The organism is Alcaligenes faecalis (assembly GCF_041521385.1).
GTDB lineage: Bacteria > Pseudomonadota > Gammaproteobacteria > Burkholderiales > Burkholderiaceae_B > Alcaligenes > Alcaligenes faecalis_E.
Window position 1 is genome coordinate 2,320,126 of the sequence record NZ_CP168006.1, and the last position, 13,799, is coordinate 2,333,924.

Consider the following 13,799-nt stretch of genomic DNA (forward strand, 5'->3'; position numbering starts at 1 on the left):
CAGCAACAGCAACAGCAACAGCAACAGCAACAGCAACAGCAACAGCAACAGCAACAGCAACAGCAACAGCAACAGCAACAGCAACAGCAACAGCAACAGTCCTGGGTCTGCTCACCTGCATGGAGAGAGTCCAAAAACGTCTGCAGTCAGCATGCCGGATGTCTCCCGCCATGGAGACGCCATCTACTCATTAAGCGCCCTGTTCCCTCAGCCTTTGCCTGCTGACAGGCTGCAATCCTGGCTGTCGGATCTGTGCCAATGGGCTGGCCCGCGCCTCTTGCGCCTGAAAGCCGTTTTGCCCGTACAAGGCATGGACCTGCCACAGGTGATTCATGCCGTGCAGCATCAGTCCTACCCTTGGCAGACCGTGCCGCAGTGGCCTTGGCCGGATCAGCAAGGGCGCATGGTATTGATCACGCAGGATCTGGATTTTCAGGCGCTGTGGGCGCGATTGCAGGAACTGGATGCTGCGGTCCGCAAGACGGATTAAGACTCGATAGGTCCGAGTCTCTCTTGATCGGATTTTCTTGAGTCGCCGGGAGCGTGATGGAGCAGGGTCTCTACGTCATCTGAACAGACTATCCACCGCTACGATAGACAGCGCCGCCAGCCGAAAAAAAGGACGCCGTAGCGTCCTTTTCAAAAGCCGTTGGGCTCACAGGTTTTATTGGGGCTCGACGCCCACTTTCTTGAACAGGGCGGCCCATTGGGGCACTTGTTGCTCCACCTTGGCCTGCAAGGCGGTCGGGTTGGCTTCTTTGTCCAGGACCGTCGCTCCCAGGGTGGCCATGCGGTTCTGGAAGTCCTTGTCGGCCAGGCCGGTCTGCAAGGCTTTCACCAAGGTATCCACGACAGGCTGGGGCGTGTCTTTCGGTGCCCACATACCGTGCCAGATACCGATTTCAAAGTCCTTGAAACCGGACTCCTGCATGGTGGGGACATCCGGTAAGGTTGGGACGCGTTGTGGGCTGGTGACGGCATAGACCTTCACTTTGCCCGATTTGATTTGCTGGGTGGTGTTGGTGGTTTGGTCACACATGACGTCCACCTGCTTGCCCATCAAATCCGCAATCGCCGGGGCGGTACCTTTGTAGGGGACCGTCAGCAGCTCGATACCCAGTGCTTCGGTGAGCATGGTGCCGCACAGATGGCTGGCGGCACCAATTCCGGCGTTGGCCAGGGAAACCTTGTCCTGGTTGTCCTTCAAGTACTGCACCAGTTCCTGAATGTTGTTGGGCGGGAAATCCTCGCGGGCAATGATGGTCATGGGAACGTCAACCACCAGACCGATGGGGGACATACCATTGATGGCGTCGTAGCCAGGTTTTTTGTACAGCGAAGGAGCGGTGGAAAAGCCGATGTGCATCAGCAGTATGTTGTAGCCGTCCGGTTTGGCACGGGCGACCTGGGAGGTGCCAATGGAGCCTCCGGCACCGCCCTTGTTCTCGACCACAATGGTTTCAGCCAAGGCTGGGCGCATGGCTTCGGCTAGCGCGCGTGCCACGTTGTCCGTGGGGCCGCCCGCCGCAAAAGGCACCACCATATTGACGGGGTGGTCCGGATAACCGGCTGCCTGTGCGGTAACCGAGCAGGCCAAGGCCGTGCCCAGACTGACAAACAGCTTGTTTAATGCAACAGCCATAATGCCTCCTTGATAAGGATTGCTTATTCTTTTGGGAGCTACTTGGGTCCGGTCGCTCTGTGTTGCGAAGCGTTGCAGGAGTGGCTTTATTCTACTGAGGGCAGACGTGTTTCTTGTTCAGGTCTAACCCTAGTAAGGGGCTGAAATGGGCTAGGGGAATATACCGGGATAAAAGAGGAAGCAAGCCGTGGCCAAAGCACACGGCTTGCCAGAGTGAGGGGTCAGGTAGAGGCTGGTTTATGCAGGACCGGCGTCAAGTAGGCGATGATGGAAATCGTCAGCGCAGCCGTGGCGACCAGGCTACAAAAGATCATCAGCCCCTGGTCCAGTCCCAAGTGGTCGGCCAGCCAGCCCAGGCCCAAAATAGGCAGGATGGCACCCAGATAGCCGGTGATCAGGTAGGTGGACGTCAGGCCGGCCCGCTGGTGCGGGGGCGAGACGCGCTGCACGATGGACATGCCGCCGTACATGCACAGGCCGTGGCCAAAGGCGGTCAGCAGTACACACACAATGAACAGCAGCGAGGAACTGGCCCACAGATTGATCAGCAAGGCGATACAGGCCAGGGTGAAGGACAGCAGTCCCACGATGACACTGCGCTTGGCTGGCCAGCGGCGGATCAGCAACTGGAAACCCGAGGACAGAAATAGAATAATCCCGATGGAAAAGCCGCTGGTGGCCGGGCCGTGCCAAGGCACCATCTGCTCCATGAAGCTGGGCGCCAGAGAGGCAAACAGACTGAACATGGCAAAGGCGCAACAGGCGGACAGGCAGCCAATCAGATAGGGGCGTCGTAAATGGGGGGCCGGCAGTGTCAGGCGCGGCATCCAGGTGCGCCAGCTAGTTTTTTGCGGCACAGGCTGTTTGCTGGCAATGGGCCTGATTTGAAACAGGGCATAGATGGCCAGTATGCCCAGAACCATGGAGGGGATATAGCTGGAGAACAGCGGGTTCGGTATCCATTGTGCGATCAGGCCACCCACCACCGGGCCCAGGCCAAAGCCAAAGGCCAGCATCAGCGAGGTGGTGGCCGCAGCGCGTTGCACATCTCCGCCCCGGTTAAATTGCCCCAGACCGATGGAGGCTGAGGTCACAATCATGCTTGAGGCCATCCCGATCATGATGCGGCTGAACACAAAGCTGCCTACATCCCAGGCAAAGGCGGACAGGGTCACGCCGCTGGTGACCAGAATCAGGCCGGTACGCAGCACGGGCATAAAGCCCTTCATGTCGCTTAAGCGGCCCAGAAACAGCAGGCCAGTCAAACCGGAGGCCATATAGGCCACGTATAGTTGGGTGATGTGACTGGCATTCAAGTCCCAGCGGTCCTGGTAGAGCGGATACAGTGGGCTGGCCAGCGCCGTACCCATTACCCCGATACACATGGCAATACTGATCCACACATAAGGGTCCCACTTGCCTTTCTTGCACGCCGGGCGTGCAGCCGCAGGCTGGTCAACACCCGCTGGCTGGGCCGGATGGTTCAGGTTTGGTTCGAGCCGTGCTGTTTGCAGGGTCTGGGCGGGGGCGCTGGCGTGAAAGTCCTTGCAGCTTTGGGAATCTCGCCAGCTTTCATGCAGCACCCATTGTCCTGGGGGCGGGTCTTTGCGCAATACATCGAAGCGTAAACAGGCGCTGTTGGCTCGAGCTTGTTCAGCCAGCGCGTCCGTATATGCGTCCTGTGCCTGAGGATCCAGATCGGTGAAATGGTAGTGTGTAGTACGAAAGTACGTATCGCCCATGCGACGCAATCCTTGACAGCGAAATCATTCGGGACCATCAAGGATACTCTTTCGTGCCTGTACTTACATGGCAAATAGCTGACACTAGGCTTGCTGGCGTAAATCCAGATGTATATCAGCCACACGCAAAATTTCGGCGTCGTGATCCGGATCACGCCACGTGTCCTGACAGGCCATCTGGTGCCAGCGTTGCATGGAGGGTAGCTCCAACAAGCGACTGATGTAGGTTTGGCATGTTTCATCCAGCTTCAGACCATAGGTTTGCAGGCGAAATACAACGGGGGCGTAAAAGGCATCGACGGCACTGAATCGCTCGCCGGCCAGGAAGGGCCCCCCAAAACGGTTCAAACCTTCTTGCCAGATGGCTTGCAGGCGCTCCAGCTCACCTTGCAGGCGCATATCGTGTTGATGGTGATGGGCCCGTACGGCAACGGCAAAGGGGCACAGACTTCGTAGCGAGGAGAAATTGGCGTGCATTTCCGCACTGGCACTGCGAGCCCAGGCGCGTGCGACGGGGTCAATCGGCCAGACGCCGGGGTGTTGTTCGGCCAGATATTCCGTAATGGCCAGGCTGTCCCAAATAATTTGCCCATTGGTATGCAGCACAGGGACCTGGCCCGCCGGGGCCATGTCGTGAAAGGCCACACTGCTAAAGGGAGGGCCAAAGTTGAACCAGTGCACGTTAAAACTCATGCCCAAGTGGCTCATTAATAACCAGGGGCGCAAAGACCAGGACGAATAATGGGGATTGCCCAGGACAAGGGTATAGTTTCTGGAGGCTTGCATAGTGGCACGGATTCACGAAGGGGATGGTGTTTGCACTGTAGTAGGCTTTGATCTGCTTGGGTAGTACCGGCACCGTCTTGCCGTTTTGGTCGACGGTTTTTTTTACTGACTTGGGGAGTCGTCCATGGCGTATGACCTGGAAAAACGACTGGTCATTGGCTTGGCGTCCAGTGCTTTGTTTGATCTGAGCCAGTCTCATCAGGTCTTCCTGGAGCAAGGGGAGGCAGCCTACCGTGATTACCAGTTGGCCCGCGAACACGAGCCTCTGAAACCGGGTGTGGCTTTTTCCTTTATACGGCGTTTGCTGGCCTTGAACGACTTGTCGCCCGACGATCCCCTGGTGGAGGTCGTATTGCTGTCGCGTAACGATCCCAATACGGGTTTGCGGGTAATGAACTCCATCCGCCACCATGATCTGGACATTACGCGGGCGGTGTTTTTGCAAGGGGGCGATCCCAGTCCTTATATTCAGCCGCTGTCCATCAGCCTGTTCCTGTCGGCCAATCAGGAAGATGTGCACCGGGCGGTGCAGCAAGGCTATCCCGCAGGTCAGGTTCTGAACTCCTCGTATGAGGATGCCTATGACGACCAGCCTATTCGGGTGGCGTTCGATTTTGATGGGGTGATTGCGGACGACGAGTCCGAGCGCGTGTATCAGCAGGAAGGCGGCCTACCGGCCTTTTTTGAGCACGAAGTGCGTTTGGTGCAAAAGCCCCATAATCCGGGTCTTTTACAGGCGTTTTTGCTGAAGTTGGCGCATATTCAGGAAGTGGAGCAGCAGCGTCAGGCGCAGGATGCCCGCTATGTGCCGCGTTTGCGAATTGCGATTGTGACAGCACGCAATGCCCCAGCCCATGAGCGTGTTATCAATACCATTCGCAGTTGGGGCATTGAAGTCAATGAAGCCTTTTTTCTGGGTGGGATTGAAAAGCGTCGGGTGCTGGAGGTGTTGCAACCGCATATCTTTTTTGATGACCAGACCACCCACCTGATCCCCACTGCGCAGACTTTGCCCTCCGTGCATATTCCGTTTGGGGTGGTGAATCACCCACAGGTGCAGGCGGTGGAGCCGGAGAAAAAGAAAGGCCGGAAACCGGCCAAGCCGAAGTCGACGCGGTAGCTGCCTGCTTATCAAAACCAGTGTCGGGATGACCCCGGACTGCTTGCCGCTTTCAGCCGGCCTTGCAACCCCGATCAAGGGCTCGGTTTGCTATCTGGCTTGTTCGGATTCAGCCCCATTTAACCCCCTTAGCTGCTTTTACTCCCTTCGTGGCACCCAAGACCAAGCCGCGCACAAAGGTGGGACCCGGCGCGGCTTGGTTCTTTGTGGTCCTCGTGTCCTTAGACTTGGGCCAGGGCGCGGCTAACGGCGCGTGCGGCGGGTTGAATCAGGCTGGCCAGGGCTTCGGGGTGGATGGCCTCAAAGCGTTCCAGGCTTCCTAGCAAGGTCAGGCTGCCGAAGATTCGTTTGGCATCGTCAAACACAGGCGCAGAAATCCCGGCGATGCCTGGGTTGATCTGCTCCTTGGTGATGCAATAACCGGCACGGCGCAGCTCTTGCATGTGAGCGGAGAAGGCTGGCCATTCCTTGCCCAGGCGCTGTACATAATCAATGTCCTGATTCTTCTCGTACAGACGGCGCAGGTGGCGGGTGGGCAGATACGCGGTGACGATACGTGCGGTAGAACTGCGGAACATATCCATGGTTCGGCCACGGCCAAACAGCAGCTCGAAACGCCCCGGCCCGGTTTCCTGATGGGTGGTCAAGATGCGTTCGCCGTACTGCTGGCCGATCAGCACGTCCAGCCCGGTTTGCTCGACCAGCGAGCGCAACAGGGGACGACAGCGGCTGACCAGTGGATCAAATTCGCGGATCAGCAAATCCATTTCTATAAACCGTGGCCCAGGGGCGTAGCCTTCTGGGCTGCGGATCAACAGGCCACTATTGCAGAGCTCTTTCAGATAGCGATAGGTGGTGGCGGGAGGGTAGCTCAGGCGAGTGCAGATGGTCTCCACATCCAGCACCGGCGTGTGTGCACCGTACAAGTCCAAAATTTGCAGCATGCGTCTTAGACTATTCATGTGCCCTCGTAAGAACGGAGTTGTTGATTCACTATTCTAACCACGCTCTGGCCTGTCAGTGGAGAGCAACAGCAAGCCTTGCTCTGCTCTACTGGTTTATACCTAAACTATCAGATTATCCGGAAATTTTTATCAGACTGCGGTAATAATTGGGAGCATAAGCGGGTCTGTTATGTATTTGCTTACACATGGCCTACTCTTTTTGTGACGCTGGGCACCTTACGGTCCCGGCCCCGGTTTGACGAGGTGGACATGGATCAGGCACAGCACAGTCAGGTGTCGTTGGAAATTAAAAATGTACTGTTCATCATGTGTGATCAGTTACGCGCGGATCACCTGTCCTGTTATCGCCCTGGTGGCGCATTAAAGACGCCGAATCTGGATCGCCTGGCGGCGATGGGTGTGCGTTTTGATCGCGCCTATGTGAACTCGGCCGTCTGTGGCCCGTCACGCGCCTCGTACTACACTGGTCGGTATCCCTTGTCGCATCGGGTTACCTGGAACCGTGTCCCGCATCCCATCGACGAGCTGTATCTGGGCGATTATCTGGCCCAGTCGGGCAGGGACTGCCACCTGTTGGGCAAGACGCATCATGTACCGGACCCAGCGGGAGCCAATGCGCGTCGTTTTCAGGTTCAGCCCGAGGCCGCCGAGCGGTTCTGGCAAGGTGGTTTTACCGCGATTGAGCGTTATGACGGCCATTTTGAAATGGGCCCGGATAGCGAGTATCGCCAGTATTTGCAGGCCCAGGGTTACGACAGCGAGCGCCCCTGGGAGGACTATGTCATAGGTAGCCAGGACGCCCAGGGGCAGTTTGCGTCCGGCTGGTACATGCGCAATGCCAGCCTGCCCGCACGGGTACAGGCACAGGACTCCGAAACCGCGTACTTTACCCAGCGGGCCATGGATTTCATCACGGCCAAAGGCGAAGAGCCCTGGGCCTTGCACCTGTCTTTCATTAAACCGCACTGGCCTTATAAGGCCCCGGCGCCCTACCACGACTGTTTCGGCCCGGAAGACGCCTGTACGCCCTTGCGTGCGGAGCACGAGCGCCAGAATGCACATCCGGTGCATGCGGCCTATCAGCAGCACGAAGAGTCTCAGTCTTTTGCCCAGGACGAGGTCTGGCGCACGATCAAGCCTGTCTATATGGGCTTGGTCCAACAGATTGACGATGAAGTCGGCCGTTTGCTGGACATGCTCGAGCAGCAAGACCGCTTGAAAGACACCCTGATCATTTTCAGCTCCGATCATGGCGATTTGCTGGGCGACCATTGGTTGGGCGAGAAAGAGTACTTCTTTGAAAACGCCATTCGCGTTCCGCTGATCGTGGTGGATCCACGATCCTCAGCGAATGCCACACGCGGCCAAAGCAGCGATGCCTTTGTGGAGTGTGTGGATGTTACCCCTACGATTCTGGATGCCTTGCACCTGCCTGCCCAGGAGCATCGGGTGGAAGGCCGTTCCCTGGTTCCGCTGTTGCACGGCCAGTCGGACTGGGCGCGTGAGTACACCGTGGCCAGTCTGGATTATGCGTATCGGGAAGCCCGCCAGATTCTGGGACGTGGTGTGGATGAATGCCGGGGTTTGATGCTGCGCGATGGTGACTATAAATACATGCACTGGCAGGGTTATCGGCCACAACTGTTCGATTTGAGGCAAGACCCTGATGAGCTGCACGATCTGGGCGCAGACCCAGCGTATGCAGCGGTTTGTCGGCGCATGAAAGAAGGCCTGCTGGACTGGCATGACACTCTGAAAGGGCGTGCCAGCGAGAGCTGGGCCGCGGTAGAGGATCGTACCAATGCGCACGAGCGCATGATGAATATCTTGATTGGACGATGGTAAGTGTGTAGCGGGGGGCTACCAGTGGGTGGCTGGCCGCAATCAATAACGATAAGGAGTGGACAATGAAGCAGCTTAAAAATACGACGCTGGCCCTGTTGGTGGCAGGGGTGGGGGCCTTGGCCCCGATGATGGCTCAGGCTGCCTGGCCGACGACGGAGCAGGTTCGTATTGTGGTTCCTTACCCACCCGGCACCGAGCCTGATATTCTGGCCCGCGACCTGGGTGTGCATCTGAACAAGGCCACCGGCAAGGTGTTTGTGATTGAAAACCGCCCAGGTGCCAATGCCATTATCGGCACTGACAATATTGCCAAAGCCAAAGGTGACGGTTCTGCCTTGCTGATGGTGGACAGTCTGGCGGTCTCCACCAATCCCCTGCTCTACAGCAACCTGCCCTACACGTGGGAAAAAGACTTGAAGCCGGTGACCACCGTGGCCGGTGTGAACCTGTATCTGCTGGTGCGCAATGACTTTCCCGCCAAGGACTACAAGGAGTTCATCGCCCAGGCCAAGAAAGCCAATGGGGATATCAATGTAGGCACCGGTGGGCGTGGGCATGTTACGCACCTGGGCATGGGGCTGCTGGCTCGCGAGGAAGGGGTGAACTTCACCTACATTCCTTACAAGGGGATGGCCCCGGCCACAAACGCGATTTTGGGTGGTGAGACCGATGCCATGCTGGTTGGCGGGATTTTGTCATCCCAACACGCTAATGGCGGCAAGGTGCGTGTTCTGGCAGTAGGAGCAGACGAGCGTACCGAGTTGCTGCCCAACGTGCCGACGGTGCAGGAGGCAGGCGGTCATGCCAACAGTATCCCCACGACGACCTTTGCGCTGTTTGCCCCTGGGACCACGCCGGATGACACCGTGAAGGAGATTCAGGAACAGGTCGATGCGGCCCTGAAAACGCCCGAGATGCTGGCCGCTTTCAAGAACCGTGGGTTGGCCCAGTTCTACACCACCCCGGCCCAGACGCTGGAGCGCGTGCAAAATGACTCCAAGGTCTATTCCGAGCTGATTCCTACCTTGGGCATTCAGCCTGAATAGGTGGGTTGTTTGATCGCACCCCGTGCCGGCCTGTCGGTCGGACAGGGTGTGATGAGATTCGATGGCTTGAGCAGACAAAAAAACACCACCCACGCACTGTTCCAGTGGTGCGCGGGTGGTGTTTCGTGACGTTGGCGACCGTTAAAGACCGGATTCGGACCGTCGGGGCAGCCCCCTTGCAGGGTTAGAACCGATAGTGCGGCTGGGCAGGCTGCGTTTTACTGATCGTTGTAGTCGTGCTGCTCGGAGATCAGGCGCCGCAAGGTGGTCTTGAGGGCACCGACATCCAGTGGTTGCAGGCGCTGCACCACTTCCTGTTCGTGCAGGCGGGCCTTGGCAATCAGACCGGAGATCAGGGTTTGACCTTCTTCGGTAATACGGACCAGCGTGATGCGGCGGTCCACATCGTGGGCCACGCGGCGCAGCAAGCCCTGTTTTTCCAGTCTGTCCAGCAAGCGGGTGACGGTGGGTTGTTTGGTCGTTGCAATACGAGCCAGGTGGCCAATACTGACTTCGCCCGCGCCTGACAGGGTGGACAGGACACGCCACTCGGAAATGGACAAACCGTTGCTTAGCACCACTTCGTGGAACTCGGCAGAGATCAGTTGGCTGGCCTGGGCCAACAAGGCGGGCAGGTAGTTTTCGACAAAGACGGTGTCGTGTTCGGTGGGGCTCATGTGCTTATTGTCGTTACAGGCTAGTGGGTGCCGCCGGGCGGCAACAGGGCTCACTATAACCAAGCTGTCCGTTTGCGTGTCGCAAATAGTTTGCTGACTTTACTAGGGAAAACCATGAGGATGGATATGTTGAGATATAAACATATTCATATGAAAATAAATACCATGTTCACAATGAGCGGTAAGTAAGGAAAGAAAAATGGCTGAGCGATCGTTTGTCGAAGAAGTCAAAAAGCTGCGCCTGGGTGATGGAGACGTATTCAGTGGCGAAGGCATTTTGGCGGTGACCAAAGCCCTGCTGGAGTCGGGCGTGTCCTACGTGGCCGGTTACCAGGGTGCGCCTATCTCGCACTTGATGGATGTGCTGGCCGATGCCCAGGATATCTTGCAAGAGAACGGAATCCGTTTTGAAAACAGTGCCAGCGAGGCAACGGCTGCGGCAACGCTGGCTGCATCGGTTAACTACCCGCTGCGTGGCGCCATCACTTTTAAAGCAACCGTGGGTACCAACGTGGCCTCGGACGCGCTGGCCAATCTGGCCTCGGGTGGGGTCAAGGGCGGTGCGCTGGTCATTGTGGGCGAAGACTACGGCGAAGGCTCGTCCATCATGCAGGAGCGTAGCCACGCGTTTGCCATGAAATCCCAGATGTGGATGCTGGACCCCCGTCCCAATCTGCCCTGTATTGTGCAAGCGGTCAAAGACGGTTTTGATCTGTCCGAAGCGTCCAACACCCCCGTGATGCTGCAGTTGCGCATTCGCGCCTGCCACGTGCATGGTCAGTTTGTGGCCTCGGATAACCGCCGTGCCAAGTTCACCATCAAAGAAGCCATGGAACAGCCCACACGCGACGTCAATCGCATTGTGCTTCCGCCTGCCAGCTTCATGCATGAAAAAGAAAAGATCGAACAGCGTTGGCCTAACGCCGTCAAGTTCATCGAAGAGCGTCAGCTCAATGAATTCTTTGCTGATGGCACCGATGATGTGGGTCTGATTGTCCAGGGCGGTGGCTACAACACCGTGATCCGTGCGCTGGAGCACCTGGATATGGCCGACGTGTTTGGCGAATCCAAAGTGCCGATGTACGTCATGAACGTGGCCTATCCGCTGATCGAGTCTGAAATCGTCCGCTTCTGTGAAGGCAAGCGTGCGGTGCTGGTGCTGGAAGAAGGTCAGCCCAACTTTGTGGAACAGAACATCTCCGATATCGTGCGTCGTCACAATGTGGATGTCACCTTGCACGGCAAGGATCTGCTGCCACTGGCTGGCGAATACAACACCGCCACCATGTTGAAAGGCCTGCGCGCCTTCATGGAAAAATACGAGCGCATCGAGCCTCTGCCAGCCCGCAAACCACGCGTGATTCCGATGAAAGTCGAGACCGTGGAACGTCCCAAAGCAGAACAAACCAGCTTGATGGAAGCCGAAGCGGCTGAAGTCAAACCCCTGGGCAGCCTGGACGAGAACGTTCACGCTCGCCCCCCTGGGTTTTGTACCGGCTGCCCCGAGCGTCCTATCTTTACCGCCTTGAAACTGGTGGAGCGCGAATTGGGTGAACACCACGTGTCGGCCGATATTGGTTGTCACCTGTTCTCCATTTTGCCGCCCTTCAATCTGGGTAACACCACCATGGGCTATGGCCTGGGTGGCGCTGGTTCGGCTGCCTTGAACGTGGATTCGGACAAGCGCGCGATCTCGGTGATGGGGGACGGTGGTTTCTGGCACAACGGTTTGACCAGTGGTATTGCCAACGCCGTGTTCAACCGCAGTGACAACCTGACGATTGTGATCGACAACAGCTACACCGCGGCCACGGGTGGTCAGGACATTCTGTCCTCCAAGGCCAAGAACGAAACCCGCAGTACCGGTCACCTGATCGAGAAAGCGGCGCGTGGCGTGGGTGTGGAATGGTTGCGCATGATCCGTCGCACCTACGACTTGAAGACCATGACGGCAACCCTGCGTGAAGCCCTGACGACCCAGGAAAAAGGTCCCAAGGTGCTGGTGGCGCAAAGCGAATGTATGTTGAACCGTCAGCGTCGTGAAAAAGGCCAGGTGCGTAAAGCCGTGGCAGCGGGCGAACGTGTGGTGCGCGAACGCTTCGGTGTGGACCCGGACACGTGTACCGGCGATCACTCCTGCATTCGCTTGTCCGGTTGCCCTTCGCTGTCGATTCGTCCCAATCCGGACGCTTTGCGTCAGGACCCCGTGGCGAACGTGATGAACAGTTGTGTGGGTTGCGGTCTGTGTGGTGAGGTTTCCCACGCGGCGATTCTGTGCCCGTCTTTCTACCGTGCACAAGTGGTCAGCAACCCGACAGGCTGGGACAAGTTCCGCGAAAAAACCCGCCGTGGCTTTATCGGCTGGTTGCAGCGTCGTGACGCTGCTCGTCGTGATCGTCTGGCCTTCTAAGCACACCCGTAGAGATTTTTATCATGCAGATCAAACCAATCAAGATTGCTATTTTGGCCATGGGTGGGGAAGGCGGCGGCGTGCTGGCCGACTGGATCGTCAACCTGGGCGAACAAAACGGCTACTTTGCACAGACCACCTCGGTGCCTGGCGTGGCCCAGCGTACCGGCGCCACGATTTACTACGTGGAACTGTTCCCGCACTCGGCCGCCGTGGATGGCAAAAAACCCGTGCTGGCTCTGATGCCCATGCCCGGTGACGTGGACGTGGTGCTGGCTTCCGAACTGATGGAAGCCGGTCGTGCCGTGCAACGTGGCCTGGTCACAGAGGACCGCACTACGCTGGTGGCGTCCACACACCGTGTCTATTCCATTGCCGAAAAATCGGCCATGGGCGATGGCCGTGTGGACGACAATGCCCTGATTGCGCACGCAACCCAGGCAGCCAAGCGTTTTGTGTACTTCAATATGGAAAAAGCGGCCGAGGATTCGGGCAGCGTGATTTCCGCCGTGCTGTTTGGCGCCTTGGCCAGCACCGGCGTGCTGCCCTTTAGCCGCTCGCAGTTCGAGCAGACCATCGAACGCGGTGGTGTGGGCGTCAAGCCCAGCCTGAAAGCGTTTGGTGCCGCTTACGCCCGTGTTGCTGAAGGCGACGCCGGTAAATCTGATTCAGAAAACAAGCCGGTTGATATGGCCACCCTGGCCCCCCGCGACCCTGCGGTGGCCAAGCTGATCGACCGCGTCCGTACCGAAGTGCCTGAACAGGCTCAGCCTATCGTGGTGGAAGGTGTGCGTCGTGTTCTGGACTTCCAGGATGTGGCCTACGCGAATCTGTACCTGGACCGCCTGAAAAAGATCAGCCAGTTTGCCCGTCCTGACGATGTGGCCCTGATCCGCGAAACCGGCCGCTACCTGGCGCTGTGGATGTCCTACGAGGACGCCATTCGCGTGGCCGAATTGAAAACCCGCTCCAGTCGTTTTGACCGTGTGCACAAGGAAGTGCGCGCTGCCGACGGCCAGATCGTGGCGATCAATGAATACATGCACCCCCGCGTGGAAGAAATCAGCGAAATCCTGCCTTTTGCCAGCGTAGGCCGTTGGCTGATGCGTCCTACCTGGGGTAACAAGCTGGTGAAATCCCAGACCAAATCCGGTCGCGTGATTCAAACCAGCTCGGTGCGCGGTTTTATTCCGCTGTACCTGCTCTCGGGTTTCAAACGCTGGCGTCGTCGTACGCTGCGTTACCAGGCTGAGCAGCAGCGTATTGAAGGCTGGTTAAAGCAGATTGAACAGGCTGCCGATGCCCACCCGGCCCTGGCGCTGGAAATTGCCCAATGTCAGCGTCTGGTTAAAGGCTATGGCGACACGCATGCTCGTGGCTTGCGTAACTACCAGACCGTGATGTCGGCGCTGGAGCGTAACCCCAGCACCCTGTCACCTGCCATCCTGGGTGCCTTGCGTGATGCGGCGTTGGCCGACGAGCACGGCACCAAACTGGAGGCGGCACTGCGCCAGTACGCTCTGGTGTAAAGGGTCACACCGGGCCGCTTTCGGGCGGCCTCGGTGA

At 57.8% G+C, this 13,799-nt stretch carries 11 protein-coding genes and 1 pseudogene; 6 read left to right on the forward strand and 6 right to left on the reverse strand.

The window, feature by feature from the left end; translation table 11 throughout:
• Positions 1 to 151: 151 nt before the first annotated feature.
• Positions 152 to 490, forward strand: a complete 339-nt coding sequence (locus ACDI13_RS10435) for a GTP-binding protein (protein WP_372372439.1) — start codon at positions 152 to 154, stop codon at positions 488 to 490.
• Positions 491 to 664: 174 nt separating this feature from the next.
• Here the strand turns inward: ACDI13_RS10435 and ACDI13_RS10440 are convergent, their stop codons facing one another.
• The 4 genes and pseudogenes from ACDI13_RS10440 to ACDI13_RS10455 all read right to left on the reverse strand — a co-directional run bounded on the left by ACDI13_RS10440 (position 665) and on the right by ACDI13_RS10455 (position 4,170).
• Entirely contained in the window at positions 665 to 1,642 is a 978-nt protein-coding gene (locus ACDI13_RS10440; RefSeq protein WP_316989293.1) for a tripartite tricarboxylate transporter substrate binding protein BugD, read from the reverse strand.
• Positions 1,643 to 1,863: 221 nt separating this feature from the next.
• Positions 1,864 to 3,027: an MFS transporter gene (locus tag ACDI13_RS10445; RefSeq protein WP_372373114.1), complete on the reverse strand. Its 1,164-nt coding sequence runs from the start codon at positions 3,025 to 3,027 to the stop codon at positions 1,864 to 1,866.
• 186 nt (positions 3,028 to 3,213) lie between these two features.
• Positions 3,214 to 3,384 (reverse strand): annotated as a pseudogene (locus ACDI13_RS10450) (MFS transporter); the annotation flags it as partial.
• An 84-nt stretch (positions 3,385 to 3,468) separates the two neighbouring features.
• Positions 3,469 to 4,170, reverse strand: coding sequence for a glutathione S-transferase (locus ACDI13_RS10455; RefSeq protein WP_316989291.1), 702 nt, complete (start codon positions 4,168 to 4,170; stop codon positions 3,469 to 3,471).
• A 124-nt stretch (positions 4,171 to 4,294) separates the two neighbouring features.
• Between ACDI13_RS10455 and ACDI13_RS10460 the strand changes: the two genes are divergently transcribed.
• A complete protein-coding gene (locus tag ACDI13_RS10460) occupies positions 4,295 to 5,290 on the forward strand; it encodes a 5'-nucleotidase (RefSeq protein WP_316989290.1) in 996 nt (331 codons plus the stop codon).
• Between the two features lie 221 nt (positions 5,291 to 5,511).
• On the opposite strand, the gene ACDI13_RS10465 is transcribed toward ACDI13_RS10460, so the two are convergent.
• Entirely contained in the window at positions 5,512 to 6,252 is a 741-nt protein-coding gene (locus tag ACDI13_RS10465; RefSeq protein ID WP_316989289.1) for an IclR family transcriptional regulator, read from the reverse strand.
• Positions 6,253 to 6,504: 252 nt separating this feature from the next.
• On the opposite strand from ACDI13_RS10465, the gene ACDI13_RS10470 reads away from it, so the two are divergent.
• On the forward strand, positions 6,505 to 8,100 hold the full coding sequence (locus ACDI13_RS10470) for a sulfatase-like hydrolase/transferase (protein WP_316989288.1): 1,596 nt from the start codon (positions 6,505 to 6,507) through the stop codon (positions 8,098 to 8,100).
• A 62-nt stretch (positions 8,101 to 8,162) separates the two neighbouring features.
• Positions 8,163 to 9,146 carry a tripartite tricarboxylate transporter substrate binding protein gene (locus tag ACDI13_RS10475; RefSeq protein ID WP_316989287.1) on the forward strand — a complete coding sequence of 328 codons (984 nt, stop codon included), beginning with the start codon at positions 8,163 to 8,165 and terminating at the stop codon, positions 9,144 to 9,146.
• 218 nt (positions 9,147 to 9,364) lie between these two features.
• Here ACDI13_RS10475 and ACDI13_RS10480 read toward each other — a convergent pair whose 3' ends face one another.
• The gene (locus ACDI13_RS10480) at positions 9,365 to 9,823 is read right to left on the reverse strand and encodes a MarR family winged helix-turn-helix transcriptional regulator (RefSeq protein WP_009463827.1); all 459 of its coding nucleotides are present in this window, start codon (positions 9,821 to 9,823) and stop codon (positions 9,365 to 9,367) included.
• A 199-nt stretch (positions 9,824 to 10,022) separates the two neighbouring features.
• On the opposite strand from ACDI13_RS10480, the gene ACDI13_RS10485 reads away from it, so the two are divergent.
• Both ACDI13_RS10485 and ACDI13_RS10490 read left to right on the forward strand, forming a co-directional pair.
• Positions 10,023 to 12,233, forward strand: a complete 2,211-nt coding sequence (locus ACDI13_RS10485) for an indolepyruvate ferredoxin oxidoreductase subunit alpha (protein WP_316989286.1) — start codon at positions 10,023 to 10,025, stop codon at positions 12,231 to 12,233.
• A 23-nt stretch (positions 12,234 to 12,256) separates the two neighbouring features.
• Complete coding sequence (locus tag ACDI13_RS10490) at positions 12,257 to 13,762, forward strand: indolepyruvate oxidoreductase subunit beta family protein (protein WP_316989285.1); 1,506 nt, start codon at positions 12,257 to 12,259, stop codon at positions 13,760 to 13,762.
• The last annotated feature ends 37 nt before the right edge of the window (positions 13,763 to 13,799 follow it).

Bases quoted from the DNA above. Each gene is read 5' to 3' on its own strand.
- ACDI13_RS10435 (WP_372372439.1), top strand. From the start codon at position 152: ATGCCGGATGTCTCCCGCCATGGAGACGCCATCTACTCATTAAGCGCC.
- ACDI13_RS10440 (WP_316989293.1), bottom strand. From the start codon at position 1,642: ATGGCTGTTGCATTAAACAAGCTGTTTGTCAGTCTGGGCACGGCCTTG.
- ACDI13_RS10445 (WP_372373114.1), bottom strand. From the start codon at position 3,027: ATGTGTATCGGGGTAATGGGTACGGCGCTGGCCAGCCCACTGTATCCG.
- ACDI13_RS10455 (WP_316989291.1), bottom strand. From the start codon at position 4,170: ATGCAAGCCTCCAGAAACTATACCCTTGTCCTGGGCAATCCCCATTAT.
- ACDI13_RS10460 (WP_316989290.1), top strand. From the start codon at position 4,295: ATGGCGTATGACCTGGAAAAACGACTGGTCATTGGCTTGGCGTCCAGT.
- ACDI13_RS10465 (WP_316989289.1), bottom strand. From the start codon at position 6,252: ATGAATAGTCTAAGACGCATGCTGCAAATTTTGGACTTGTACGGTGCA.
- ACDI13_RS10470 (WP_316989288.1), top strand. From the start codon at position 6,505: ATGGATCAGGCACAGCACAGTCAGGTGTCGTTGGAAATTAAAAATGTA.
- ACDI13_RS10475 (WP_316989287.1), top strand. From the start codon at position 8,163: ATGAAGCAGCTTAAAAATACGACGCTGGCCCTGTTGGTGGCAGGGGTG.
- ACDI13_RS10480 (WP_009463827.1), bottom strand. From the start codon at position 9,823: ATGAGCCCCACCGAACACGACACCGTCTTTGTCGAAAACTACCTGCCC.
- ACDI13_RS10485 (WP_316989286.1), top strand. From the start codon at position 10,023: ATGGCTGAGCGATCGTTTGTCGAAGAAGTCAAAAAGCTGCGCCTGGGT.
- ACDI13_RS10490 (WP_316989285.1), top strand. From the start codon at position 12,257: ATGCAGATCAAACCAATCAAGATTGCTATTTTGGCCATGGGTGGGGAA.